The sequence below is a fragment of the Amycolatopsis sp. NPDC101161 genome (genome assembly GCF_044768185.1).
Classification (GTDB): domain Bacteria; phylum Actinomycetota; class Actinomycetes; order Mycobacteriales; family Pseudonocardiaceae; genus Amycolatopsis.
In genome coordinates, this window is sequence record NZ_JBIWPI010000006.1 from 69,102 (window position 1) to 93,482 (window position 24,381).

Here is a 24,381-nt window from a genome sequence, read left to right on the forward strand (position 1 = left end):
CGGTGCCGTGCTCTGGCGAGAGCGCGGCACCGGCCGTGGGTCGGTCGTGCGGTGGGTCAGCCGGCGGGCGTCGCCGCCGGTTCCTCAGTGGCCTGCTCTTCGGCGGGCGCCTCCTCGGCCGGGCCGGCCGGAGCCGCCCCGGTCGGCGGGACGTGCCGCAGCAGCCGCGCGGCGAGCACCGCGACGGCGGCCAGCAGGACCGCGCTGACGATCGCCACGACGTGCAGGCCGCTGGTGAACGCCTCGCGGGCCGAGCTCAGCACCTGGCCGCCCACCTGGGCGGGCAGCGTGGCGGCGGCGTCCACCGCGCCGGCGATGCTGTCCTTGGCCACGCTCGCGGCCGGCTCCGGCGTCCCCGTCGGGACGCTGACCAGCCCGCGGTACACGGCGGCGCCGATGCTGCCGAGCACCGCGATGCCCAGCGCGAAGCCGAACTGGCCGCTCGTCTCGTTGAGGCCCGCGGCCGAACCCGCCTTCTCCGGCGGCGCGGAGGCGAAGATCAGGTTCATGCCCAGCGTCACCAGCGGACCGGCGCCGAGGAAGATCAGCGCGAAGCCGGTCGCCAGTGTCCCCGGGCCCTCCGTCGCGTCCACCTGGGTCAGCACCAGGAGGCCGACGACCGAGATCGCCAGGCCGATGCCGATCAGGTACGCCGGCCGGAACCGGCGGCCGAGGATCGGCGACACGAGGAAGCTGATCGTGTTCGCGGCCACCGCGGGCAGCATCCACAGGCCCGCCTTCAGCGGCGTCAGGCCGTTGACCAGCTGCAGGTCCTGCGTGATGAACAGCATGATCGCGCCCATCAGCATGGTGCCGAACAGCATGCTGCCCAGCGCCGTGCTGAACGCCTTGCTGGCGAACAGCTTCAGGTCCAGCAGCGGGTGCTCGAGCCGGCCCTGGCGCCGCCCGAAGACGTAGCCGAAGCCGAGCCCGACGACGACCGAAAGCACCGCCACGACGCTCCAGCCCTCGGCGGCCAGCTGCTTGAGGCCGTAGATCACCGGCAGCACGGTCACCAGGATGAGCGCCACGCTCGGCAGGTCCAGCTTGCCGGCGTCCGGGTTCTTGAACTCCGGGAGCAGGATCGGGCCGAGGACGAGCAGCAGCACCATGGCCGGGACACCCAGCAGGAACACCGAGCCCCACCAGAAGTGCTCCAGCATCACGCCGCCGACGAGCGGGCCGATCACCGCGCCCACCGAGAAGCACATCGCCCAGATGCCGATCGCCATCCCCATCTGCTTGGGGTTGCGGAACATCGTGGTGATGAGCGACATCGTCGACGGCGCCAGCGTCGCGCCGGCGATGCCGAGCAGCGCCCGGGCCGCGATGAGCATCTCGGGGCTGGTCGAGTACGCCGAGAGCACCGAAGCCACGGCGAACGCGGCCGCGCCGATGAGGAGCAGCTTGCGGCGGCCGATGCGGTCGCCGAGCGTCCCCATCGTCACCAGGAAGCCGGCGAGCAGGAAGCCGTAGATGTCGGTGACCCACAGCTGCTGCGTGGTGCTCGCGCCCAGGCTGGCGGTCAGGTGCGGGAGGGCGAGCAGCATCACGTAGACGTCGATGGACACCAGCAGGGTGGGCAGGGCGAGCACGGCCAGCCCGATCCATTCCCGCCGGCCGGCCCGGACGTCGGCCCCTGTCTGCGTAGTGTCGTTCATGGGTTGGTCCTTCCTATTGCGTATGAAGCCGTCTTGGCGCCCGCGGGCCGCCGCTCACCGGGGAGTCGGCGCCGCCGGCGCGATCCGGACACCGGATCGGCACGGGTTTCCCGCGTCCGCCGCGCGGAGGACCTCCGGTGCGAGGCGGGCGTCAGGTCGGCCCGGACACGTCGGTACCTCGTGGTTCGGTCATGTCCCCAATGGTCACGGAAAGTAGTGATCGTTGCATCTTCCGTATTGCTCTGTTAAGCCCAGTGGACCGGCGTGCCCCGGGGTCCGCCGGCGCTGGGTTTTCCGCTGGTGCGGACCGCTTTTTCGCCGGTTTCCGCGGGTCCGGCGCCGGGGTCCGGTGGGGCCGGGACGGTCGGCGAGGCGTAGTCGGTCGCCTGCACACCGTGCTAGCTTCGCCGCCGAAGAGGTTCCGCCGGACCACTGTCGGTCAGGCGGCCGGTGAGCCGAACGAGTGAATCCCACCGCGCTCTTCCCGTCGGACGTCCGGGGCCAGCGGCCCGCTCCGACCCATCCGAGAAAAGGCACACCCGACCGGGGAGTAGAACAATGGCGAAGTACCTGCTGATCATGCACATGAACCCGACGCTGTGGGCGGGCCTGACCGACGACCAGAAGAACGAGGTCTTCGAGGGCCACGGCAAGTTCCACCAGCTGATCTCCGAGTCCGGCGAGATGATCGAGACGAAGGCGCTGGCCGACCCCGACGCGACGAAGACCGTGCGCGTCCGCGAAGGCGCCACCGACGTCGCGTCCGGCCCGTTCGTCGAGTCCGAGGCGTTCCTCTGCGGCTACTACGTCGTGGACGTCGAGAGCGAGGAGCGCGCGGTGGAGCTGGCCGCGCAGATCCCGGACGCCAAGCACACCGCGATCGAGGTCCGCAAGGTCATCCACGAGGCCGGTCCCGCCTGATCGAGCGGACGTCGCCGGGGCCGGTCCCTCCACGGAGGGGCCGGCCCCGGTTTTCACGTGCGGTTGCTCGAATTGCGGGCGATGTCCTGGCGGAACACGCCGTCCGGGTCCAGCCGGGCGCGTACCCGGTCCACCGCGGCGATCGCGTCCGGCGCCAGGATGCCCTGCGGCTGCTCGCGCGTCTCGACCAGCGTCGGGGTCGTCAGGCCGGTGTCCCACGGCGTCAGCGCTCCCCGGGCCGCGGCCAGCGTGTCCACTATGGACTCGTGCGTGACGGCGCCGAACGGGACGCCGGCGGCGACGTAGGCGAACCCGGCCGGCAGGTGCGAGAGCGCGCCGCCCGCCGGGTCCGGCCGGCCGAACGCGCCGCCGAGCTGGCGCAGCTCCGTCGTCACCAGCGGTGAATCGCGCCGCTCGCCGATGATCCTGGTGAACCGGCGGCCGCCTTCGTCGTCGAGGTCGCCGAGCAGCAGGTGGTCGCCGTGCACCGGCGCGGGGTCGGCCGGGTCCATGTGCGTGGCGGGCACGTCTTCCGGGCCGCCTTCGTGCCAGGTGTCGAACACCGGCTCGGCGATCGCGCGCAGCGGGCCGAGCAGCTCCCCGGCTTGGGCGCGGGCGAGCGGCAGGTCGCCGGCCGTGGGGCTCAGCACCACGCCGTCGATGCCGAGCACCGGCCCGGCGCGCAGGGCTTCCGGGATCTGCGGCAGGTCCGGGAGGTTCATGACGCGCAACGCCGTCGTCACCGTGTCCGGCGCGTCCGCCGTCCACTGCCGCCACTGCTTGAAGAGCCGGTCGGCGTGCGCCGCCGGCCAGAACGCGGCGCCCGTGATCACCCGCGCCGCGGGGAAGAGGTCCACCTCGACGGCCGTCACGACGCCGAGGCCGCCCCCGCCGCCGCGCACCGCCCAGAACGCCTCCGGGTCGGTTTCCGGGTCGAGCCGCCGGTGCTCGCCGTCCGCGGTGACCAGTTCGACCGCGCGGACGCTGTTGGCCGCCAACCCCGTGTGACGGCCGTAGAAGCTCAGGCCGCCGCGCAGCAGGTAGCCGACCGCGCCGACGCCGGGCGAGGAGCCGTGCGGCGCCGCGAGCCCGTGCGGCGCGGTCACCGCGACGACGTCGCCCCACGGCGTCCCGGCGGGGATCCGGACGCGCCGGGCTTCCAGGTCGAGGTCGACCGGGCCGTCCGGCAGGGTGCGCAGCAGCAGCGCGCCCGGCATCGGGCCGGCCGTCGCCGACGCGTGCCCGGTGGCCATGACGCGGACCGCGAGCCCTTCCCGGCGCGCGTGCGCCAGCGCGGCCCGGACGTCGTCGACGGTCCGGACCTCGGCGGCCGCGGCCGGTTCGACCGGCGCGATCAGGTTGAACACCCGCGTGGCGCGCTCGTAGGCGGCGTCGCCGGGCTGGCTGACGAGCATCGGTGACTCCTCGGGTCAGGCGGCTTCGCCGAAGTGGGCCTGGGCCAGACTCCGGGTGGTCACCGTGGCGAGCAGCACGCCGATCCCCGCGTGGCTCTGCAACGTCGACAGGTCGCGCCACACCCGCTCGATCCGCTCGCCCTGGCGCACCGCGCTGGAACCCGCCGTGGGGAACAGGTTCCGCTCGACCGCGTGCCAGCTGAGCCGGATCACCTCGCGGCAGATCGTGGCCAGCCGCAGGTCGTTCTCCTGGCTGAACGCCGACGGGCCCGCGGCGCAGATCTCCTGCCAGGTCCGCGTCGCCTGCTGCACCGCGGCTTCGGCGGTGGCGATCATGCCGGCCGCTTCGCCGTACCAGAACTGGTAGTCCGGGTGCTCGTGGCGCGGGACGACCGGCGGGAACAGCGTCAGCCGCGAGCGCATGAGCTCCTCGTACGCGTCGAGCGCGCCCTGCGCGATCCCGACCGCCAGGCACGCGACCTCCAGCAGCATGAAGCTCAGCTGCCCGCCGCCGTACTCGCCGTTGCCGTGCAACGCGTACCCCGGCGTGCCCTTCGTGACGTCGATCTCGCTCATGTGCGTGCCCGGCAGCGTCAAGTGCGCCGGCACGCGCGCCCGGTCGATGACGATGCTGTGCGAGCCGCTGCCCTTGAGGCCGAGCTGGCCGCCCCAGTTGTCCAGCCGCCGCCACTGCTCCCGCGGGACGACGAACAGCATCGGGACCTTCTCGCCGTCCTCGCCGTCGATCAGCGTGTGGCCGATGAAGTGCGTGGCGTACGGCGAACCCGAGCAGTAGTGCCAGGTCCCGTCGATGATCCAGTCACCGTCCGGAGTGGACTCCGCGGTCCCGCTCGGCACGATGGTGGCGGGGGCGATGAAGTTCCCCTCCTTGAACAGCTCCGCCTGCGCGCGCTCGCCGAAGAGCGTCGCGGCCTGCAGCGCGTGCGTCGCGCCGAGGCAGAACATCCACGCCGTCGACGGGCAGCCGCGGGCCAGCGCCGTGGTGACCCGCAGGAACGTGTCGATGCCGAACTCGTAGCCACCGTAGCGCCGCGGGGTGAGCAGGCGGTAGAACCCCGCCTTTTCGAACTCCTTGTGGGTGTCCTCGGCGTAGAAGGTCCGCTGCTCGGTCTCCGCTTGGCGGGCGACCAGCGCCGGCCCGATCGCTTCGGCCCGCGCGATCACCTCCGCCGGCGTCAGGCCCGGCTCGGGCGGCAGCGGAAAATCTGCTCCGGTAACGTCCTTGACCGTCGTCATCGCCAAGAGGCTCCTTGTCCTGGTCGGTTCGTCACCACGCGGTCGAGCGTCACACGGCGGCCGCCTCCGGTGCATCTCACCGAGTGCGGGCCCGGGTTCCGCACGGCGCGAGACTCGGTGCGGCCCGCGGTTTCGCTAGCGTTCCTCCGAAACCGGCCACGCGCGAGGAGGCGGCGAACGTGACTAGTCCCGACGGCCCGGTGGCGCGGGCGCCGCTGTCGGCGAACCAGGAGTTCCTCTGCGGCTTCGACCTCGGGGACGCCGACGGCCCGTTCGGCCCCCGGTTCCACATCGTGCACGGCTGGCGCCTGCGCGGCGAGGTCGACGTCGAAGCCCTGCGGGGCGCGCTGGTCGACGTCGTCGAGCGGCACGAGGCCCTGCGGACGCTGATCGTGCGCGACGAACCCGAGCGCTACCAGAAGATCCTGCCCGCGGGGCAACCGCACCTCGAGGTGCGCGAGCTCGGCTCGGCCGACGGCGATCGCGACCGCCGCGTCGAAGAGCTGATCATCGAGGTGGAGTCCGGCGAGATCCACCCGGACCCGCCGCTGGTGCGCGCGGTGCTCGGCCGCTTCGACGACAAGGATTCGGTGCTGGTGCTGATCGTGCACCACACGGCGGCCGACGGCTGGTCGGTCCGGCTCGTCATCCGCGACCTCGCGACGCGGTACGCGGCCCGCCGCGGCTTCGACGTCGGCGAGCTGCCGGATCCCCGCCAGTACCGCGAATTCGCCGAGTGGCAGGCCGAAAACGTGTCGGGGACCGAACTGGACCGCTCCCGCGAGTTCTGGCGCAAGACCCTCGACGGCGCGCGCGTCTACTCGGTGCCGACCGACCTGCCCAAGTCGGCGGGGATCCCGGAGTCCAGCGGCGTCTACCGCTTCCAGATCGCCGCGGAGCTGGTCAAGCCGGCGCTCGAGCTGGCCTCGGCGATGCGCTCGACGCCGTTCATGGTGCTGCTGGCCGCGTTCGAGGTGCTGGTGCTCCGCACGACCGGCGAAACCGACGTCACGGTCCCGACGTTCACCCCGGGCCGCGGGCACGAGCAGTTCCAGCTGACGGTCGGGCCGTTCTTCAACTACCTGCCGCTGCGCACGGACCTGGCGGGCGCGGCGACGTTCCGCGAGGTCGCCACGCGCGTCCGGCGGTCGTGCCTGCAGGCGTACTCGCACGACATCCCGTTCGGCCAGGTCGCGGCCCAGGCCCCGGACCTGATGACCCGCACGCTGGAGGACCGCCGCGCGGCGGTGGTGTTCCAGGTGTTCCCGTTCCCGTTCCTGCTGGACGGCGAGCTGGTCGGTGACCTCGAGTTCTCCGAGGTCCGCCGCCGGCTGCTCTCCCAGCCGGTCGGCTCGGACGTGCCGAACGGTGCACTGTGGACGCTCAACCTGGACCCGTCGGGCGACATCGTGGCGGGGATCCAGTACAACACGAACCTGTTCGAGGAGTCGTCGGTCGCGGCGATGGTCGAGCAGTTCGTCCAGGTGCTGGGGGAGACGGTGACCCGGCCGGACGCGCCGCTGTAGTCCCGGGCACGCGAAAGGGGCCTTCCGAAACCGGAAGGCCCCTTTTCGTCGTGCTCAACCGACGTGGATCGGACCCCGCGCCACTTCGCCCCGGCAGTAGGCGTTGTAGTGGTCCAGCCGCGCCTGCGCCTCGGCCGTCGCCGCGGTGAACCGCGTCTTGACGTCCACATCGGACACCAGCACGTCGTGCATCGCCGCCGCCGAGATCTCCTGGATGTGCGCCAGCTCGCCGACCAGCGCGCCGCGTGCGGCCGGCGAGCCGGTCGTCGTGGCGATCTGGTCCAGCGCCACCAGGAAGTCCGGGTTCTGCTCGTACCAGCCCTCGGCAGCCAGCCGCTCGACCGTCGGGGTGGTGATCGGGACGAAGTTGGTGGCCTTGTGCCGGGCCGCCGCGTGCTCCGGGCGGCAGAGGAACTGCATGAACGCCAGCGCGCCGTCGCGGGTGTGCTCGTCGAGCCCGTCGGTCAGCCACAGCGCGTCGCCGCCGATGACGTTGCCCGCGCGCGGGACGTCCTGGTTGTACGGCATCCGCGCCGCCCGCACGGTGAACCCGCCGTCGCGGCCCGCCTGGACCATCCGGTCGACCTCGACCGACGACGTCAGCGTCAGCGCGGCGTGCCCTTCGGCGAAGGTCCGGAAGTTGCCGTCCCAGTCGACGGCGTCGCCGTTGTGCAGGTACCAGTAGTGGCCGGCCCGGTGCAGCTTGCGCCACCACTCGGCGTAGGCGAGTGCCTCCGGCGAAGCGAGGTCGACCTTCTGGGCCCGGCCGCGGCGGCCGTTCTCGTGGTCGACCAGGAACCCGCCCTGCTGCGCGATCGACTGCTGGAACATCCAGCCGTGGTTGGGCCACGTGATGCTGTGCGACGGCCCGTCGCCCCGCAGCCGCCCGACCGCCTCGCACGCGGCTTCGACCTCGGCCCACGTCCGCGGGATCTCGTGGACGCCGGCCCGCGCCAGCAGCGTGGTGTTGGCGTACAGCAGCGTCGTCGACGTCAGCAGCGGCTGTGCGGCCACCGCGCCGTGGTAGCGGTAGTAGCCCCGGACGCCGGGGACGATGTCGCCGAGCACCACCCGCTCGCCGAGGATCTCCTCGCGGCCGCCGATCGCCCGCTCCACCGAGGTGAACAGCGGGCGCCCGTCGGCCGTGCGGGTGTCCTTGGCCTCCTGGGCGGAGGTGTAGAAGTACTGCGCGATGGTCGGCGCCCGCCCGTCGAGCGCGGCCCGATGGATCTCGCCGGGCAGCTCGAGGTACCCGAACCCCTCGACCTCCACGCGGTACTCCGGGTGCGCCTGCCTGAACTGCGCCGCCAGCTCCCGCATTTGCGCCAGGTACTCGGGCATGATCGGGTAGATCGGCACCCACAAGCTGATCACGGTCACGGCCGGCCCCCTCTAGTAGTTCACGACGGCGCGGAACCGCACGTCGCCCTTGCCGACCCGGGCCACCGCTTCGGCGACCTGCTCGGCGTCGAACTCCTCGATGATCGGGGTGACGCGGCCGTCGGCGGCGAACCGCAGGGCTTCGGCCAGCTGGTCGAGGCCGTTGTGCGTCGCGCCGATGATGCTCTGCCGCTGCGCCCAGACCGGGCTCGTCGGCCCGATTTCGAACGTGCCCTCGGGGTCGATCGTGGCCAGCACGAGCCGTCCGTTGACGCGCAGGCCGGCGAGCGCGTCGGTGGCGGCGCGGTACGACGTCCCGGTCACCAGCACGAGGTCCGCGCCGCCGATCTCGCGCAGCCCGGCGCCGTCGGCGACGACGTGCTCGGTGCCCAGCTCCCGGACCAGGTCGTGCTTCTCCGGCGACCGCGTGATCGCGACCGTCTCGAAACCGCACGCGGTGGCGAACTGCAGAGCCAGGTGCCCGAGCCCGCCGACGCCGAGGACGGCCACCCGCTCACCCGGCTTGGGGTCGGCCGCGCGCAGCGCGCTCCACGACGTGTAGCCGGCGCACAGCATCGGCGCGGCCGCTTGGTAGCTCAGGCCGTCGGGCAGCAGGACCGTGCTCTCGGCCGGCACCGCGACGTACTGCGCGTGTCCACCTTGGACGGTCAGCCCGCTCATCCGCGGCGCGGCGCAGTTCATCCCCGACTGGCCGGTCAGCGGCAGGTTGAGCTTGCAGTAGTCGCACTGCCCGCAGGTGCCCTGCACCCACGTCGTGCCGACGCGGTCGCCCGCCTTGCGGATCGTGACGCCCGCGCCGACCTCGACGACCTCGCCCGCCGCCTCGTGCCCGACGATCACCGGGTCGAACGGCGGGAACGGGAACGTGCCGTCGGTCAGGAAGACGTCGTTGTGGCACACCCCGCACGCGCGCACCCGGACCAGCACCTCGCCCGGGCCGGCCGACGGCGTCGCGACGTCCTTGAGCTCCCAGCGGGCACCGGCCGCGGGGACCACTGCTGCCTTCATCGCACGCTCCCTTTCACGCGCCGGCCGGGCCGGGCGTCTTCAGGTGCACCGGCAGCGAGCCGATGCCGTTCATGATGAACGTGACCTGCGGCGACAGCTCCGCCGCCGGCACGGCCAGGGACAGGTCGGGGAACCGCTCGAACAGCGCCGCCAGCGCGGTTTCCGCCTCCAGCAGCGCGAGCGGGCGGCCGATGCAGCGGTAGATGCCCTGCCCGAAGGAGAGGTTCTCCTTGTCCGGGCGGGCGATGTCGAAGACGTCGGCGTTCTCGTGCAGCTGCGGGTCGCGCCCGATGGCGGCGAAGTGCATGAGGACCGGGTCGCCCTTCGCGATCGTGACGCCGCCGAGCTCGACGTCCTCGACCGCGAACCGGAACGGCAGGTGCGCGACCGGCGCCTGCACCCGCAGCGTCTCGTCGAGGACGTCGCTCCAGCTACGCTCACCGGACTTGACCAGCGCGAGCTGCTCGGGGTGGGTGAGCAGCAGCAGGACGGCGTTGGCGATCAGGTTCTTCACCGGCTCGGTGCCGGTGGCGAGCATGATGTGCAGGGTGCCGACCATCTCGTCGTCGGTCAGCCCGGCGCCGGAGTCGCTGGCGCGCACGAGGTCCGACGTCAGGTCGTCGGCCGGCTCGCGCCGCTTCGACTCGACGAAGTCCAGCATCTCCTGGTGCCAGCGCTCGAAGTTCGCGGCGGCCTCTTCGGGGCTCGTGGTCGTGTCGGCGTTGATCTCGCCGCCGCGCAGGAAGTCGCGGCGGAACTCCTCGGGGATGCCGAACAGGTCGCAGATGACCGACGCGGGCAGCGGGTGCGCGAAGCGGTCCTTGATGTCCACGGCTTCACCCGGGGGCAGTGCCGAAAGCTCGTCCAGTAGCTTGGCCGCGACGCTCTCGACGTTGGGGCGCAACGCTTCCACGCGGCGCGGGGTGAACGCCTGCGCGCACGGCTTGCGCAGCCGCGTGTGGTCGCTGCCGTGCGAAGTCGTCAGGTTGTCCATGAGGACCCAGCCGATCAGCGGGAAGTCCTCGCCGATGCGGCCTTCCACGAAGTCGACCCAGTGCTTGCGCGGGTCCTTCGAGAAGCGGTGGTCGCCGAGCACCTGCCGGGCCTCCGCGTACCCGGTGATGGACCAGGCGAAGACGCCGCCCGGCAGTTCGATCTTCGCCACCGGGCCGTGCGCGCGGATCCGCGCGGCCTCGCCGTGGATGTCGGTCCCGGCCGGGTCCAGGGCGACGGGGCAACGCTCTTCCATGGGGCATCTCCAACGATCACGGGACAAGGCAGGTCGTGAGTGTGGAACAGGGTTCTAACCCTGTTCCACACTCACGACCGGGGGAGTGCGGATCAGATGTAGTTCGTGTTCGGCTCGAGACCGCAGGCGATGCGGCCGTAGAGCTCCAGGTTGGTGTTGGGGTGCATGATCGCGTGCAGGTTGACCGTCTGGACGTCCCGCTCGATGCGCTGGATCGGCACGTCGGTGTGCACCGACGAGCCGCCGCTGGCGGTGTTGAGGATGTCGACGGCCTCCTTCGCCCGCTGGCAGACGGCGCCCATGTCGAGGCGCACCCGGGCCCGCTCCTCCAGCGTCCACTCCTCGTCGGCGACGCTCTTGGTGTCGAGCATGCTCGCCGCGCGGTGCACGTGGAAGTCCGCCTCGTCGATCTTGATGGTCGCCTCGGCCACCTGGAAGTGGGTGATCGGCGCGTCCTTCTGGCTTTCGTAGGCGGTGTAGGTGATCTTGCGCCCGGGGAGGCGCTCGAAGAACGCGTCCTTGGCCGCCTTCGCCAGGCCCGCCGGCACCGCGGCGACCGTGGTGCACGCGGTCGGCATGAACGGCGCCTTGTACAGCGGCGAGTCCGCGTTCGCGACGGACAGGTGCTGCCCCTGCAGGACCGGGACCATCGGCAGCACGCGCGCCGACGGCACGAAGACGTCCTTGGCTATCGTGCTGACGCTGCCGGTGCCGCGCAGGCCCGCGGTGTGCCAGTCGTCGATCACCTGCAGCTCGTCGATCGGCACGAGCACCATGATCGGCTCGAACTCGCCGTTCGGATGGGCGATGACCGCGGCGTTCGTGTTCCACTTGCTCTGCGTGGAACCGGTGTTGAAGCCCCACTTGCCGTTGAGGATGATGCCGCCCTCGGTCGGGACGCCGACCGCGGTCGGGCTGAGGATGCCGCTGATCCGCACGTCCGGGTCGGCGAAGACCTCGTCCTGCACCTCGTCCGGGAACAGCCCGGTCATCCAGGTGCTGATCGCCCACACCGCGGTGACCCACGCGGTGGAGCCGTCGCCGCGGGCCAGCTCGCCCAGCACGTCGACGACGGTCGTCATGTCGGCCTCGTACCCGCCGTAGCGGCGCGGGACGCGGAGCTTGAGCAGCCCGGAGTACGTCAGCGCTTCGATGGTGTCGTCGTGCAGGCGCCGGTTCTCCTCGGTCCAGATCGCGTGCTTCTTCAGCAACGGCACCAGTTCCGATGCGCGGCGAACCAGCTCGCTCCTCGACGGGGCATCGGCGATGGTCATCAGGTCCTCCTCGGGAAAGGCCACGGGACAAGGCCGTTCGTGACCGTCGATCCGTGCCCCCGAACCGTCGCACCGCGGCCGGGGCCGGGGCATCTCACGCAGTGCGGTCCCGCCGCCGGGGCGGGGTACGGGCGCAATGCGGGAGACGCCGTCCGTGACCGGGCCGGGCGACGCTGGTCCGGTGTCCGCGGCCGGGGGAACGTCTGGTGGACGGCCGGGAATTCGAAGCGATTGGAGCTGGTGATGGTCTCCGCTTCCCTCCAGGAGGTTTTTGCCGTCCAGGTGGCGCGCACGCCGGACGCGACCGCGGTGAGCGGGGGTGGCGTCCGCCTGACCTACCGCGAGCTCGACGAGCGCGCCAACCGGCTGGCGCACCGGCTGATCGGCCTCGGCGTGACGCCGGACGCGCCGGTGGCCGTCCAATTGCGACGGTCGGCCGAACTGGTGGTGGCCACGCTGGCGATCCTGAAGGCGGGCGGCTGCTACGTCCCCCTGCACGACGCGTACCCCCCGGAGCGCAAGCAGTGGATCGTCGACAGTCTCGGCTCCCCGGTCCTGCTGGCCGACGCCGCGAGCAAGGGTGACGGCCTGGCCGCGACCACCATGACCCTGCTGCTGGACAGCGCGGAAGAAGCCGCCGAACTGGCCGCGCTCCCCGCCACCGACCCGGGCCGGCCCGCCGATCCCGGCCAGCTGGCGTACGTGATCCACACGTCCGGGTCCACCGGCGAGCCCAAGGGTGTCGCCGTCACCCACCGGGACGCCCTCGGCCTCGCGCTCGACCCCGCGTGGGAGGGCGGCCGCCACGAGCGCGTGCTGATGGTCGCGCCCTACGCGTTCAACGTCTCCACCTACGAGCTGTGGGTGCCGCTGCTGCACGGCGGCGAGATCGTGCTGGCCCCGCCCGGGAACCTCGACGTCGAGTCGCTGCGCGCGCTGTTCGCCGAGCACCGGATCACCGGCGTGCACCTCACCGCCGGCCTGTTCCGCGTCCTGGCCGAGGAGGCCCCGGAGGCGCTGTCCGGCGTGCGCGAGGTGCTCACCGGCGGCGACGTCATCGCCCCGGCCGCGGTCCGCCGCGCCCTCGAGGCGAACCCGGACCTGGTGGTGCGCGGCATGTACGGCTCCACCGAGACCACGCTCTTCGCCACGCACGAGCCGATGACCGCGCCGTTCGACGGCGGCGACGCGATCCCGATCGGCGGCCCGCTGGCCGGCGTCCGCACCTACGTCCTCGACGAGAACCTGGCCCCGGTGGCGCCCGGCGGCACCGGGGAGCTGTACCTGGCCGGCCGCGGCGTCGCCCGCGGCTACCACGGCAAGCCCGACCAGACCGCGGACCGGTTCGTCGCCGACCCGTTCGGCGCGCCCGGGTCGCGGATGTACCGCACCGGCGACCTCGTCGCGGTCGGCGCGGACGACCGGCTCGTGTTCGTCGGCCGCGTCTCGGGCCAGGTGAAGATCCGCGGCTTCCGCGTGTCGCTGGGCGAGGTCGAGGCCGTGCTGGCCAAGCACGACGGGCTCGCGCACGTCGCCGTCGTCGCCCGCGAAGGCGACGCGGGCGACCAGCGGCTGGCCGCGTACCTGGTGCCGGGCGACGGCGACGTCGACCTGCCGTCGCTGAAGGCCCACGCGGCCCGGCTGCTGCCGGACTTCATGGTGCCCGCCTGGTTCATCGTCCTCGACGCGCTCCCGCTGACCCCCAACGGGAAGATCGACCGCGCGGCCCTGCCCGAGCCGGAGGCCGGCCCCGCGGTCGAGTACGTCGCGCCGCGCAACCCGCGCCAGGAGACCCTCTGCGCGATCTTCGCCGAGGTGCTCACCACCGACCGGGTCGGCATCGAGGACAGCTTCTTCGACCTCGGCGGCCAGTCGCTGCTGGCCATGAAGCTGATCAGCCGCATCCGCGCGGCGCTGAACGCCGACCTGTCGATCAGCGACCTGTTCGACCAGCCGACGGTGGCCGGGCTCGACGCCCTGCTCGACGAGCAGGCCTGAGCCCCGCCGAGGGAAGGAGACCGCCGATGACGAACCCCTTCGACGACCCGCGGAGCAGCCTCTCCGTGCTGGTCAACGCCGAGGGCCAGCACAGCCTCTGGCCCGCGGCCGCCGCGGTGCCCGCCGGGTGGACCGCGGTGCACGGGCCGGCCGGGCGGGAGGCGTGCCTCGAGTACGTGCGCACCCACTGGACCGACCTGCGCCCGCGCGGGCTGGCCGCCCGCCTCGACGCGCACTGAGCCCGGAACGACTACGGAGAAGGACACATGACGTCAACAGACAGCTCGGTCTTCGCCGAGGTCCTGGTCGACCACATCGAGGTGGCCGTGGTCGACCTCGGGTCGGCGACGCGGTGGCTGACCGAGGGCTACGGGTTCACCGTCGCCGCCGAGTCGGCCGGGCCGGCGGAGACCCGCTCGGTCGAGCTCGTGCGCAACGACATCCGGTTCGTGCTCACCGAGGCCCAAGTGGACGACCACGCGACGGCGGCCTACATCGAGCGCCACGGCGACGGCGTCTCGGACATCGCCCTGCGGGTCAAGGACGCGGCCGCCGCGTACGACGAGGCCGTCCGGCGCGGCGCGCGGCCCGTCGCCCCACCGTCCACTCAGGACGGAACGGTGACCGCGAAGATCATCGGCTTCGGCGATGTCACGCACACGTTCGTGCAGCCCCTCGGCGCCGCGGCGGAGCGGGTGCTGCCCGGCCAGCGCCGCGTCGTGAGCGAGGCCGCCGACCCCGGGGCCGGCCTGCTGACGGTCGATCACTTCGCGGTCGTCGTCGAGCCCGGTCGGATCGACGACAACGTCGAGTTCTACCGGACCGTCCTGGACTTCGAGCTGATCTTCGACGACCGGATCGTCGTCGGCGACCAGGCCGTGGTCACCAAGGTCGTGCAGAGCCGCTCGGGTGCCGTCACGCTCACGCTGATCGAGCCGGACTCCTCGCAGTCGGCCGGGCACATCGACGAGTTCCTCAAGGACCACGGCGGACCGGGCGTGCAGCACATCGCCTTCACCGCCGACAGCATCACCGAGACGGTGAGCACGCTGGGTGCCCGCGGCGTCGAGTTCCTCGACACGCCGGACACCTACTACCAGCTGCTGCGCGAGCGCGTCGAGCTGTCGAGGTACTCGGTGGACGAGGTGCAGGCGCTGAACATCCTCGTCGACGAAGACCACGACGGGCAGCTGCTGCAGATCTTCACGCGCTCGGTGCACCCGCGCAACACCCTGTTCCTCGAGGTGATCGAGCGGCTCGGCTCGCGCTCGTTCGGCTCGGGCAACATCAAGGCGCTGTACGAAGCCGTGGAACTGCAGCGGGGCCGGGGAGACGCGTCGTGAGCGCGGGGTTCAGCAACGGCAGCTCGCTGCCGGACTTCCGCGCCGCGGCCGAGCGGCTGCGGGTGCCCGGCATGGGCACCGAGGTGATCGCCCCGCTGCTGTCGCACCTGGTCCACCTGGTCCGGCCCGAGCGCGTGCTCGAGGTCGGGATGGGCTACACGACGCCGTTCATCGCCAAGGCACTGGCCGAAGTGGACGAACTCGTCGAGGCCGAGGCCAAGGCGCTCGTCGGCAAGAACGCGCCGTACCTCGACAGCGGCCGGGAGTTCGACGAGGACTGGATCACCACCGAGCCGGCCCTGCTGGTCCCCGGCTACTACCGCGAGCCGCGCAAGTCGCGGTTCATCGCGGTGGACGACTTGTCCGACGAGTACTCCTCGGCGGCGAAGTGCCAGGACCTGCTGACCGAGCTGGGCCTGGGCGGCAGCGTCACCGTCGTCAACGCGAAGATGCGGCAGTGCCGCGACGCGCTGCCGGCCGACTTCCTGCCCATCGACTTCGCCTGGGTCGACGCGTGGGACTGCCTGTACTTCTTCGAAAACTGCCTCGACCTGATCAACCCGGACGGCGGCATCCTGGCGATGCACTACCTGCGGACCTACCCCGAGGGGGAGGCCATCCTGGAATACATCGCGGACACCCAGCGGATCCGGCCGGGCGAGTTCGAGGTGCTCAGCCTGCTGGAGAGCCAGAAGGTGCGGCAGAACTCGATCACCGTGCTGCGCCGGACCAAGGGGCCGAAGAAGGAGTACTCCGACGTCGGCCAGCGGGCCAAGCTGTCGGGCGCCTTCCGCGAGGACGCCGTCCGTCTTGCCGAGGCGGACCACCAGCGCACGTGAAAAGACGTGCGCCCGGCACCTCCCGGCTAGCGTCGCCGAACGGAAGCGGCTGAGTGCTGCTCAGCCGGCGGTCGACCAGCCGGGAGGTTTCGCCGTGCCCCTGAACCCGACACACCCCGAGGCGGTGGAAGTCGCCACCGGGCTGCAGTTCCCGACCAGCCTCGCCTTCGACGACGCGGGCGGCGTCTACGTCGCCGAGTCCGGCCTCGCCTTCGGCGGCGCGGCCCCGGGCGGCAAGGTCTGGCGGCTCGCCGGCGGCGACCGCACGCTCGTCGCCGACGGACTGGCCGCGCCGGTCACCGGCCTGTGCTGGTTCGAGGGCGACCTGTTCGTCTCCGAAGGCGGGGCCGGCCGGATCACCCGCGTCGACGCGGGCGGGCGCAAGCACGTCGTCGTCGACGGCATGCCCGGCCCCGGCAACTACCACACGAACATGGCCGTGGTCGGCGCCGACCGGAAGCTCTACTTCAGCCAGGGCGCGATGTCCAACCTCGGCGTGATCGGCCTGGACGCCTACGAGCTCGGCTGGCTGCGCCGGCTGCCGCACGCGTTCGACCTGCCCGGCCTGGACATCGAGCTGACCGGGTTCAACGCGACCACCCGCGACCCGTTCTCCGACGAGCCCGGCGCGACGATCGCCACCGGCGCGTTCGGTCCGTTCGGCACGCGGACGACCGCGGGCCAGAAGATCGCGGCGCAGCTGCCGTGCACCGCCGCCGTGCTGCGGTGCGAGCTCGACGGCTCCGGCATGGAGCTGGTGGCCTGGGGGCTGCGCAACGCGTTCGGCCTCGGCTTCCTGCCCGACGGCCGGCTGATCGCGCTCGACCAGGGCGCCGACGACCGGGGCGGCCGCCCGATCGGCAACGCCCCCGACCTGCTCTTCGACGTCCGGCAAGGCAAGTGGTACGGCTGGCCGGACTTCGTCGGCGACCGCCCGGTGACCGACCCGGCGTTCGCGCCCGAGCGCGGCACGCAGCCGGAGTTCCTGCTGGCCAACCACGACGACCTGCCCGCTCCCGAACGCGCGCTGCTGGAGTTCGAGCCGCACGTCTCGGCCACCCGCTTCGCCGTCGTGCCGGGCGGGTCGCTGGCCGGGCAGCTCGTCGTGACGCTGTTCGGCGACGAAGCCCCGATGTGCCTGCCCGCCGGCGGGCCGCCGGTCGGGCGCAGCCTCGTCGTCGTCGACCCGGCGGACTGGTCGCTGCGGGAGCTGCCCGGCGCGCCGGCGCTGGCGCGGCCCATCGACGTCGGGTTCGCCCCCGGCGACGACGCGCTGTACCTGCTCGACTTCGGGAAGTTCGAGATGTCGGAGGACGGCGTGCAGGCGACCCAGGGGACCGGGCGGCTGTGGCGCTGGGAGGCCTGGTCGGACCGTCCACACCGGACACCGATCGGCTGATCGGGAGCCGCACCGCACGAGAAGCCAGTCACTCCGGCGCGAAGCTACGGTGGAGTCCACGCGGAGCCCGGCCCGGGCCCCGCCGGAGTCCGAAGTGGACTCCCCGTGGGGGAGCTGGGGTGACTGGCCGCCGCGCTGCCGCGCGCCCGGCCGGGGTTGGAGACCATTGTGCCGTACTCGCGTTCGCTGCTCGGCTGCCTGGCCGACTTCGCCCGCACCCGGCCGGAGTCGACCGCACTGGTGCTGGGCGACGTCCGGGTGTCCTACGCCGAACTGGCCGCCATGACGATGTCGGCCTACGAGGGTCTTTCGGCGCTGCAGCTGCCGGCCGAGGCCCGCGTCGCGGTGCACGCCGCGAAGACCCCGCGCACGGTCGCGCTCATCGTGGCCTGCCTGCTCGCGCGCCGCCCGTTCATGCTGCCCTCCACCGAGCTCGGCGCGACGGCGCTGGAAGAGCTGCTGGAGAAGGCCGACTGCACCGACGTCCTGACCGCCGAGCCCGGCGCCGGCGTCGGCGGCCGGCGGATCCACAAGATCGACACCACCGCGGTCCCGCCGGACGGCGACCTGGCCGGCCTCGACGGCATCACCGGCCCCGACGTCAGCCCGGACGCGACCTCGTTCATCTTCACGACCTCCGGGTCCACCGGCCTGCCCAAGGTGGTGCCGCTCAGCTTCCAGGCGGTCGAGCGCTTCACTGAGTGGGCGGTGACGAAGTTCCGGCTGCGGCCCGGCACGGTGGTGCTGAACTACGCGCCGTTCAACTTCGACCTCTGCCTGCTCGACATCCGCGCCACGTTCAAGGCCGGCGGCACGACGGTCCTGGTCGAGCCGGACAAGGCCACCAACGGCAAGTACCTCGCCGAGGTGATCCGCACCGAAGGCGTCGAGGTCGTCCAGTCGGTCCCGATGCTCTACCGGCTGCTCGCCGACGTCCCCGACGTGACGCCGTTCGAGTCGGTCAAGCACGTGATCGTCACCGGCGACAAGATGCCCGCGAAGCTGCTGCCCGAGCTGCCTCGGCTGTTCCCGAACGCGCGCTTCCACAACATCTACGGCGCCACCGAGACCAACGACAGCTTCATCCACGAGATCACCGGCTTCGAAGGCGAGGGCCCGCTGCCGATCGGCCGGCCGCTGCCCGGGGTCGACGCGCTCGTGCTCGACGCCGACGGCGAGGTCGTCGACGGCCCGGCCACCGGCGAGCTGCTCGTGTCGACGCCGTTCCAGACGGCGGGGTACGCGGTCGGCGGCGGGGCGGACAAGTTCGTCGAACGCGAGGGCGGCCGCGTCTACTTCCGCTCCGGCGACCTCGTCGAGCGCGCCGCCGACGGCGTGTTCACGCTCGTCGGGCGCACCGACTCCCAGGTCAAGGTCCGCGGTGTGCGGGTGAACCTCGAGGAGATCGAACAGGTCCTGCTCGGTCACGAGCGGATCGCCGGCGCGGCCGTCGTGGCGGTGCCCGACGACGTCGCGGGGCTCGTCATCCACGCGGTCGTCCGCCGCGACACGACCGAACCGCTCGGCGTGCTCGCGCTGCGCCAGTTCTGCCGCGAGCGCCTGGCGCGGGCGGCGCTGCCCACCACGATCCGCGTCGTCGACGACCCGCTGCCGACGACGTCGACGGGCAAGACCGACCGCAAAGCCGTCATCCGAGACCTGTTGAACGGGAGCTGACATGGGTTATTCCGAGCAGATCAAGCAGTACGTCCTCGACGAGTTCCTGCCGGGCGTCGGCCCGGAGGAGCTCGAGGCCGACTACGACCTGCGCGCCAACGGCGTCATCGACAGCCTCGGCCTGCTGCGCGTGGTCACCTGGCTCGAGGCCACGTTCGAGATCCCGATGGAGGAGGTCGAGATCGTCGAGCAGGACTTCACCTCCATCACCTCGATCTCCCGGTTCGTCGAGCTGCACTCGGCGGCGGGCTCGTCCGATGTGGACTACCTGGGAAAGGCGGCCTGACACAGTGATCATCCGCAAACTTTCGGAAGTCGAAGGCGTCGAGTGGGGCAACGGCCTGAGCCACCGCTTCCTGACGCTGCGGGACGGCATGGGCTACACCGTGACCCACACGATCGTCCGCGCCGGCACCGACTCCGCGCTGGAGTACAAGAACCACCTCGAGGCGTGCTACTGCATCGCCGGCAGCGGCAAGGTCATCGACTCCGCGGGTGACGAGCACGTCATCGAGGTCGGCACGATCTACGCCCTCGACAAGCACGACCCGCACCACCTGATCGCCTCGCCGCACGAGGACATGGTGCTGGTCTGCATGTTCACGCCCGCCCTCATCGGCGACGAGTCGCACAACCTCGACGACGAATTCTCCAACTACTGAGCCGGAGCTCCCCCGATGCAGCAGTGGACCGACAAGCAGCAGGAGCTGCGGGACGGCTACACCGAGGCCTTCCGGGCCTGGGGCGCCGACCACCTCCGGCGCGACCGCGAAGCCGAGTTCGCCGGCGAGCTGTGGCCGGAGATCGGCGCGACGGGCCTGTTCGGCCTGCCGTTCGGCACCGAGTACGGCGGCGGCGGACACGACCTGCCGACCACCATGCACGTGCTGGAGGGCCTCGGCCGCCACTGCCGCGACGGGGGGCTCGGGTTTTCGATCTCGACGCAGCTGGTCAGCACCGGCGTGCCGGTCCACCGGTTCGGCTCGGAGGAGCTGAAGCACCGGCTGCTGCCGAGGGTCATCGACGGCTCGGTGATCTGCGCCCACGCGATCACCGAGCCGCACGGCGGGTCCGACGCGGCCGCCATGCAGACCACGGCCGAGCGCCGGGACGACGGCCACTACGTCCTCAACGGCCGGAAGTTCTTCATCACCAACGGCCCGGTCGCCGACGTCGTCCTGGTCTACGCCCGGACGTCGCCGGGCACCGGCCCGCTCGGCATCAGCGTGTTCGCCGTCGAGAAGGGCACGCCCGGCTTCGAAGCCGGGCCGCCGATCGACAAGATGGGCCTGCGCACGTCGCCGCTGGGGAACCTGACGTTCACCGACTGCGTGGTGCCCGCGGCGAACATGGTCGGCCGCCGGGGCAAGGGCTTCCTGCTGCTCGACTACGTCATGAAGTGGGAGGTGCTGCTGTCCTTCGCGATCAGCCTGGGCGCGATGGAGCACCGCCTCGAGCAGAGCGTCGAGTACGCGAAGACCCGCAAGCAGTTCGGGGCGCCGATCGCGTCCTGCCAGCTGATCGCGGAAAAGATCGTGCAGATGAAGATGGACCTGGAGACCACCCGCAACTGGTTCTACGACACCGCGAAGCGGTTCGAGGCCGGCGAGGACGTGATGGTGGACGTGGCCATGGCGAAGGTGCTCGCGAGCGAGGCCAACGTCCGGTCGGCCACCAACGCCGTGCAGATCTTCGGCGGCCGGGGCTACCTCAGCGAGTTCGGCATCGAGAAGGAACTGCGCGACGCCACCGGCGGCACGATCTACTCCGGCACGTCGGAGGTCCAGCGGGACAAGGTCGCCAGAATGCTCGGAGTGCGCTGACAGGCGCCGGAACCGGAAGAAGGACGACATGGCGGCCGAGACGCCTCCGCAAGACCTGCTCGGGGTCACCCCGTTCCTGGACTACGACCACCCGGTCGTCCGGGACTTCGTCGGGCAGGCGCTCGACGGGAGCGAGCAGACCCTCACCGACAAGGCGGTTTCGCTGTACTACGCGGTCCGCGACAAGCTGCACTACGAGGTCTACGGCGCGGCGCTGAGCCGCGACGGCCTCAAAGCCAGCGCGATCATCGAGCGCGGCCGCGGGTTCTGCGTCCACAAGTCCATTGTGTACGCCGCCGTGTGCCGCGCGGCGGGCGTGCCGAGCCGGATCGCGCTCACCGACGTCCGCAACCACCTCGCGTCGCCGCGGCTGCGCGAGCTGGTCGGCGGGGACGTGTTCCGGTTCCACGCGCTGAACTCCGTGTACCTGGACGGCAAGTGGGTCCGGGCGACGCCGGTGTTCAACAAGCTGCTGTGCCGGCTCTACGGCATCACGCCGCTGGAGTTCGACGGCTCGGCCGACAGCATGTCGCACCCGTACGACAGCAAGGGCCGCCGGTACATGGAGTTCCTCCACGACTACGGCGACTTCGACGACTTCCCGTACGAGCTCGTCGTCGAGGGCATCCGCTCGGCGCACCCGGCGCTGTTCGCCAGCCGCTACGAGACGGCGGGCGGCTCGCTCGTCGCCGAAGCGGCCGACGAGACCGGCGAGTCCGGGCTGAAGGCCGCATAACCGAGCACAGCGGGAGATGCGGTCCGCCGTCGCGCGGGAGGACGGTGGACCGCGGCGAGGGGGGTTCGTCACCGGTCGGGCCACCTCATGGCCACGGTGGCCTGCCTTCGGCCGGATCGGTGACCGGGAAAGGGGCAGTGATGGTGGATCTGGCGCCCGGCTTCGTCCGGAGCCGGTGGCAGCGGTCGGTGCTGGGCCGGTTCCCGGGCCTGGGCAAGCTCACGGTGAGCAGCCTGCTCTCGGAGACCGCCGACGAGTTCGCCTCCGTTGCCCTGATCTGGATCGTGCTGGTGGAGACCGGTTCCCCGGCGCTCGCCGGGCTCGCGGTGCTCTTCCGCCGCTTCCCGGAGATCGTGTCGGGGCCCCTGCTCGGCGCGTGGTTCGACCGCTGGTCGCCGGTGAAGCTCACCGCGATCGGGTTCGCCGTCCGCGGCATCGCGATCGGCGGCATCGCGCTGCTGTCGGTGGTCGGCACGTTCAGCGTGCCGGTGGTGCTGGGCCTGTGCCTGGTCATGGGCGTCACGAACCCGCTGGCGAAGGTCGGCACCCGCGTCATCACGCCCCTGCTCATCCCACGCCGCGAGCTGCAGGTGGCCAACGGCGTGCTGACCATTGGCGACCAGTTCCCGTACCTGGTCGGCCCGGTCCTCGGCGGTTCCCTGGCGGGCTTCATCGGGATCTGGGCGCTGTTCATCCCGGCGATCATGTGCCTGGTCGCGACGGCGCTGGTGCTCGGCGTGCGGGTCAACCCGGCGCTGGCGGTGCCGGCATCGCCGTCGCCGGCTCCGAAGAAGAACAGCTTCGTCGCCGGGTTCGGTCCGCTGATCACCGTGCCGGTGGTCCGCGCGATGATGATCCTGACGGTGATCTACTTCCTGTCCTACGGCCCGCTACTGACCGCGATCCCGGTGTTCTCCGAGCAGAACCTCGGCGCCGGCGGCGCGGGCTACGGCGCGATGTGGTCGGCGATGGGCGTGGGCGCGCTGCTCGGCCTGGTGATGGTGCCGCGCCTGGCGCGGTTCCGCCCGGCGGTGGTCAACGCGGTCGGCGCGACGGTGTGGGGCCTCATCCTGCTGCCCCTGGTGTTCGTGCACGCGTTGCCGCTGGCGCTGGTGATCATGTTCGTCGGCGGGTTCGTCTGGGCGCCGTACGCGTCGACCGAGATCAGCGTCATCCAGAACGCGGTGACGTCCGAGCAGTACGGCGCGGTGTTCGGCGCCCGCCGCTCGGTGATCGTCGCGTCGTCCCCGACGGGCGCCGCCCTCGGCGGCGTGCTGCTGGAGCACTTCAGCGGGTCCCAGGTGGTCGCGCTGTCGGGCATCGCGTGCGTGCTCGGCGGCGCGTTGTGCCTGTGCCTGCCGTCGGTCCGCGCGGAGAAGCCGGTACCCGCACCGCACGTCGAGCCCGAGCCCGAACCCGTCCGAGTTTCCCAGGAGTGACCAGCGAAATGGCGCCACGCATCCTGCTCATCGGCGGCAACCCGAAGCACTTCCACGCGGCGAAGGCGGCCGGCCTGGAAGTGGTGTACGTCCAGAACCCGGACGAGTTCAAGCCGGAGTACGGCCCCCTGGTGGTGGGCGCGATCCTGGCGGACTACACGGATTGGGCGACGTTCGCCCCGCTCGTCGAGGCGGCGCACCGGGCGTGGGGCTTCACGACGGTGGTGTCGCTGACGGAGCCGGGCCTCGACCCGGCGGGGAGAGTCCGTGACCTGCTGGGGCTCGGCGGCCCGTCGTACGAGGTGAGCCACCGGTTCACGGACAAGGCGGTGATGCGCCGCCGCCTGGCGGAGGCGGCCCACCCGGACGTCCCGGCGATCGGCGCGGCGGTGCTCGAGGGCCGCGAAAGCTTGACGGCGTTCGGCGAGCGCTACGGCTACCCGTTCATCGTGAAGCCGGGAGCGGGCACGGCGAGCTTCGGCGTCCACCGCGTGGACGGCCCGGACCAGGTCGAGTCGGTGTTCTCGGCCATCGAGCGGGAGCGGGACGTGTCCGACCACCCGTTCCTGGGCCAGTACGACCTCGACGAGTACGTGCTGGAGGAGTACATCGACGGGACGCTGTACAGCGCGGAAGCGTTCTCGTTCGCAGGGACGCACGCGGTCCTGGCGATCACGGAGGCGGTGACGTTGCCGGGAACGGTGGTCCACGCGGGCCACGCGGTCCCGGCCCGGCTGTCACCCGCGGAGGTGGCGGCGGTGGAGCGGATGATCCCGGCGTTCCTCGACGTGCTCGGCTACCCGGACGGCCCGAGCCACACGGAGTTCAAGTTCAGCCCGCGCGGCCCGGTGGTGATCGAGTCCCAGAACCGCATCGGCGGAGCGCTGATCAACGAGATGGTGTTCGCGGTCCACGGAGTCGACATGCACGACCTGACGATGAAGTGGCCCCACGGCTCGGTGTCCCCGATCGCGGCCGCCCCACCTGCGTCAGGCGCGGCGGCAAGCTGGCTGGCGGTGGCGGAGCCGGGCGAGATCGTGGAGATCGCAGGAGTGGACGGGGTATCGGCAGACCCGGCGACGCTGGCGATCGACTTGGGCGGAGCAGCGCCGGGGGATGTGGTGCGCTCGTTGGACGGATCGTGGGACGGTCTGGGCCACGTGGCGGTGACCGCGGCCGACACAACGGCGGCGATCGAGTTCAGCCAGGCGAGGGTGGCGGACATCAAGGTCCGCACGAGGCCGGCGGAGGAGTAAGGGTTTAGCGGCGAGCGAGGGCCCCGGTGCCGGTCGGCGCACCGGGGCTTTCGCATGCCCGGGAGGATAATTCGCCGCGAGCCCGCGAGCCACCCGCCTGCAGCCGTGAGCCGCCCGCCTGCAGCCGCGAGCCTCCAGCCCACCAGCCAAGAGCCGCCC

The 24,381-nt window shown here is 71.7% G+C and carries 21 protein-coding genes; 14 read left to right on the forward strand and 7 right to left on the reverse strand.

The window, feature by feature from the left end; translation table 11 throughout:
• Positions 1-56: 56 nt before the first annotated feature.
• On the reverse strand, positions 57-1,661 hold the full coding sequence (locus ACIRSS_RS38845) for an MFS transporter (RefSeq protein ID WP_400904167.1): 1,605 nt from the start codon (positions 1,659-1,661) through the stop codon (positions 57-59).
• A gap of 558 nt (positions 1,662-2,219) precedes the next feature.
• Between ACIRSS_RS38845 and ACIRSS_RS38850 the strand changes: the two genes are divergently transcribed.
• Entirely contained in the window at positions 2,220-2,582 is a 363-nt protein-coding gene (locus ACIRSS_RS38850; protein WP_400904169.1) for a YciI family protein, read from the forward strand.
• Positions 2,583-2,635: 53 nt separating this feature from the next.
• On the opposite strand, the gene ACIRSS_RS38855 is transcribed toward ACIRSS_RS38850, so the two are convergent.
• Together ACIRSS_RS38855 and ACIRSS_RS38860 are read right to left on the reverse strand one after the other, a co-directional pair.
• Positions 2,636-3,997 carry an FAD-dependent oxidoreductase gene (locus ACIRSS_RS38855; RefSeq protein WP_400904171.1) on the reverse strand — a complete coding sequence of 454 codons (1,362 nt, stop codon included), beginning with the start codon at positions 3,995-3,997 and terminating at the stop codon, positions 2,636-2,638.
• 15 nt (positions 3,998-4,012) lie between these two features.
• Positions 4,013-5,254, reverse strand: a complete 1,242-nt coding sequence (locus ACIRSS_RS38860; protein WP_400904172.1) for an acyl-CoA dehydrogenase family protein — start codon at positions 5,252-5,254, stop codon at positions 4,013-4,015.
• A 179-nt stretch (positions 5,255-5,433) separates the two neighbouring features.
• Here ACIRSS_RS38860 and ACIRSS_RS38865 point away from each other — a divergent pair, with 179 nt between their 5' ends.
• Positions 5,434-6,780 carry a condensation domain-containing protein gene (locus tag ACIRSS_RS38865; RefSeq protein WP_400904174.1) on the forward strand — a complete coding sequence of 449 codons (1,347 nt, stop codon included), beginning with the start codon at positions 5,434-5,436 and terminating at the stop codon, positions 6,778-6,780.
• 54 nt (positions 6,781-6,834) lie between these two features.
• On the opposite strand, the gene ACIRSS_RS38870 is transcribed toward ACIRSS_RS38865, so the two are convergent.
• The 4 genes from ACIRSS_RS38870 to ACIRSS_RS38885 form a co-directional block, all read right to left on the reverse strand.
• A complete protein-coding gene (locus ACIRSS_RS38870) occupies positions 6,835-8,160 on the reverse strand; it encodes an extracellular solute-binding protein (RefSeq protein WP_400904176.1) in 1,326 nt (441 codons plus the stop codon).
• Positions 8,161-8,172: 12 nt separating this feature from the next.
• On the reverse strand, positions 8,173-9,189 hold the full coding sequence (locus tag ACIRSS_RS38875; RefSeq protein ID WP_400904177.1) for an alcohol dehydrogenase catalytic domain-containing protein: 1,017 nt from the start codon (positions 9,187-9,189) through the stop codon (positions 8,173-8,175).
• A 13-nt stretch (positions 9,190-9,202) separates the two neighbouring features.
• Positions 9,203-10,438, reverse strand: coding sequence for a cytochrome P450 (locus ACIRSS_RS38880; protein WP_400904178.1), 1,236 nt, complete (start codon positions 10,436-10,438; stop codon positions 9,203-9,205).
• 92 nt (positions 10,439-10,530) lie between these two features.
• A complete protein-coding gene (locus ACIRSS_RS38885; protein ID WP_400904180.1) occupies positions 10,531-11,712 on the reverse strand; it encodes an acyl-CoA dehydrogenase family protein in 1,182 nt (393 codons plus the stop codon).
• A 243-nt stretch (positions 11,713-11,955) separates the two neighbouring features.
• Here ACIRSS_RS38885 and ACIRSS_RS38890 point away from each other — a divergent pair, with 243 nt between their 5' ends.
• The 12 genes from ACIRSS_RS38890 to ACIRSS_RS38945 all read left to right on the forward strand — a co-directional run bounded on the left by ACIRSS_RS38890 (position 11,956) and on the right by ACIRSS_RS38945 (position 24,222).
• Positions 11,956-13,710, forward strand: coding sequence for an amino acid adenylation domain-containing protein (locus tag ACIRSS_RS38890; RefSeq protein WP_400904182.1), 1,755 nt, complete (start codon positions 11,956-11,958; stop codon positions 13,708-13,710).
• 26 nt (positions 13,711-13,736) lie between these two features.
• Entirely contained in the window at positions 13,737-13,949 is a 213-nt protein-coding gene (locus ACIRSS_RS38895; RefSeq protein ID WP_372666501.1) for an MbtH family protein, read from the forward strand.
• Between the two features lie 27 nt (positions 13,950-13,976).
• Positions 13,977-15,053 (forward strand): 4-hydroxyphenylpyruvate dioxygenase, encoded by a 1,077-nt coding sequence (gene hppD, locus ACIRSS_RS38900; protein WP_400904187.1) that lies wholly within the window; start codon positions 13,977-13,979, stop codon positions 15,051-15,053.
• Entirely contained in the window at positions 15,050-15,892 is an 843-nt protein-coding gene (locus ACIRSS_RS38905) for a hypothetical protein (RefSeq protein WP_400904189.1), read from the forward strand. Before hppD ends, ACIRSS_RS38905 begins: the two co-directional genes overlap by 4 nt.
• A 94-nt stretch (positions 15,893-15,986) precedes the next feature.
• Positions 15,987-17,291, forward strand: coding sequence for a PQQ-dependent sugar dehydrogenase (locus tag ACIRSS_RS38910; RefSeq protein ID WP_400904191.1), 1,305 nt, complete (start codon positions 15,987-15,989; stop codon positions 17,289-17,291).
• A gap of 168 nt (positions 17,292-17,459) precedes the next feature.
• Positions 17,460-18,968 carry an AMP-binding protein gene (locus tag ACIRSS_RS38915; RefSeq protein ID WP_400904193.1) on the forward strand — a complete coding sequence of 503 codons (1,509 nt, stop codon included), beginning with the start codon at positions 17,460-17,462 and terminating at the stop codon, positions 18,966-18,968.
• A 1-nt stretch (position 18,969) separates the two neighbouring features.
• Positions 18,970-19,254: an acyl carrier protein gene (locus tag ACIRSS_RS38920; RefSeq protein WP_400904195.1), complete on the forward strand. Its 285-nt coding sequence runs from the start codon at positions 18,970-18,972 to the stop codon at positions 19,252-19,254.
• Between the two features lie 4 nt (positions 19,255-19,258).
• Positions 19,259-19,630, forward strand: a complete 372-nt coding sequence (locus ACIRSS_RS38925) for an ectoine synthase (RefSeq protein ID WP_086671488.1) — start codon at positions 19,259-19,261, stop codon at positions 19,628-19,630.
• A gap of 15 nt (positions 19,631-19,645) precedes the next feature.
• The gene (locus ACIRSS_RS38930) at positions 19,646-20,791 is read left to right on the forward strand and encodes an acyl-CoA dehydrogenase family protein (protein WP_400904198.1); all 1,146 of its coding nucleotides are present in this window, start codon (positions 19,646-19,648) and stop codon (positions 20,789-20,791) included.
• A 28-nt stretch (positions 20,792-20,819) separates the two neighbouring features.
• Positions 20,820-21,527: a transglutaminase family protein gene (locus tag ACIRSS_RS38935; RefSeq protein ID WP_400904199.1), complete on the forward strand. Its 708-nt coding sequence runs from the start codon at positions 20,820-20,822 to the stop codon at positions 21,525-21,527.
• Between the two features lie 140 nt (positions 21,528-21,667).
• Positions 21,668-22,966 (forward strand): MFS transporter, encoded by a 1,299-nt coding sequence (locus tag ACIRSS_RS38940; RefSeq protein ID WP_400904201.1) that lies wholly within the window; start codon positions 21,668-21,670, stop codon positions 22,964-22,966.
• 8 nt (positions 22,967-22,974) lie between these two features.
• Complete coding sequence (locus ACIRSS_RS38945; protein WP_400904203.1) at positions 22,975-24,222, forward strand: ATP-grasp domain-containing protein; 1,248 nt, start codon at positions 22,975-22,977, stop codon at positions 24,220-24,222.
• The last annotated feature ends 159 nt before the right edge of the window (positions 24,223-24,381 follow it).

Coding starts and splice junctions, on each gene's coding strand:
- hppD (WP_400904187.1), top strand. CDS start 13,977: ATGACGTCAACAGACAGCTCGGTCTTCGCCGAGGTCCTGGTCGACCAC.
- ACIRSS_RS38850 (WP_400904169.1), top strand. CDS start 2,220: ATGGCGAAGTACCTGCTGATCATGCACATGAACCCGACGCTGTGGGCG.
- ACIRSS_RS38930 (WP_400904198.1), top strand. CDS start 19,646: ATGCAGCAGTGGACCGACAAGCAGCAGGAGCTGCGGGACGGCTACACC.
- ACIRSS_RS38875 (WP_400904177.1), bottom strand. CDS start 9,189: ATGAAGGCAGCAGTGGTCCCCGCGGCCGGTGCCCGCTGGGAGCTCAAG.
- ACIRSS_RS38920 (WP_400904195.1), top strand. CDS start 18,970: ATGGGTTATTCCGAGCAGATCAAGCAGTACGTCCTCGACGAGTTCCTG.
- ACIRSS_RS38935 (WP_400904199.1), top strand. CDS start 20,820: ATGGCGGCCGAGACGCCTCCGCAAGACCTGCTCGGGGTCACCCCGTTC.
- ACIRSS_RS38855 (WP_400904171.1), bottom strand. CDS start 3,997: ATGCTCGTCAGCCAGCCCGGCGACGCCGCCTACGAGCGCGCCACGCGG.
- ACIRSS_RS38885 (WP_400904180.1), bottom strand. CDS start 11,712: ATGACCATCGCCGATGCCCCGTCGAGGAGCGAGCTGGTTCGCCGCGCA.
- ACIRSS_RS38845 (WP_400904167.1), bottom strand. CDS start 1,661: ATGAACGACACTACGCAGACAGGGGCCGACGTCCGGGCCGGCCGGCGG.
- ACIRSS_RS38945 (WP_400904203.1), top strand. CDS start 22,975: ATGGCGCCACGCATCCTGCTCATCGGCGGCAACCCGAAGCACTTCCAC.
- ACIRSS_RS38880 (WP_400904178.1), bottom strand. CDS start 10,438: ATGGAAGAGCGTTGCCCCGTCGCCCTGGACCCGGCCGGGACCGACATC.
- ACIRSS_RS38940 (WP_400904201.1), top strand. CDS start 21,668: ATGGTGGATCTGGCGCCCGGCTTCGTCCGGAGCCGGTGGCAGCGGTCG.
- ACIRSS_RS38895 (WP_372666501.1), top strand. CDS start 13,737: ATGACGAACCCCTTCGACGACCCGCGGAGCAGCCTCTCCGTGCTGGTC.
- ACIRSS_RS38860 (WP_400904172.1), bottom strand. CDS start 5,254: ATGACGACGGTCAAGGACGTTACCGGAGCAGATTTTCCGCTGCCGCCC.
- ACIRSS_RS38890 (WP_400904182.1), top strand. CDS start 11,956: ATGGTCTCCGCTTCCCTCCAGGAGGTTTTTGCCGTCCAGGTGGCGCGC.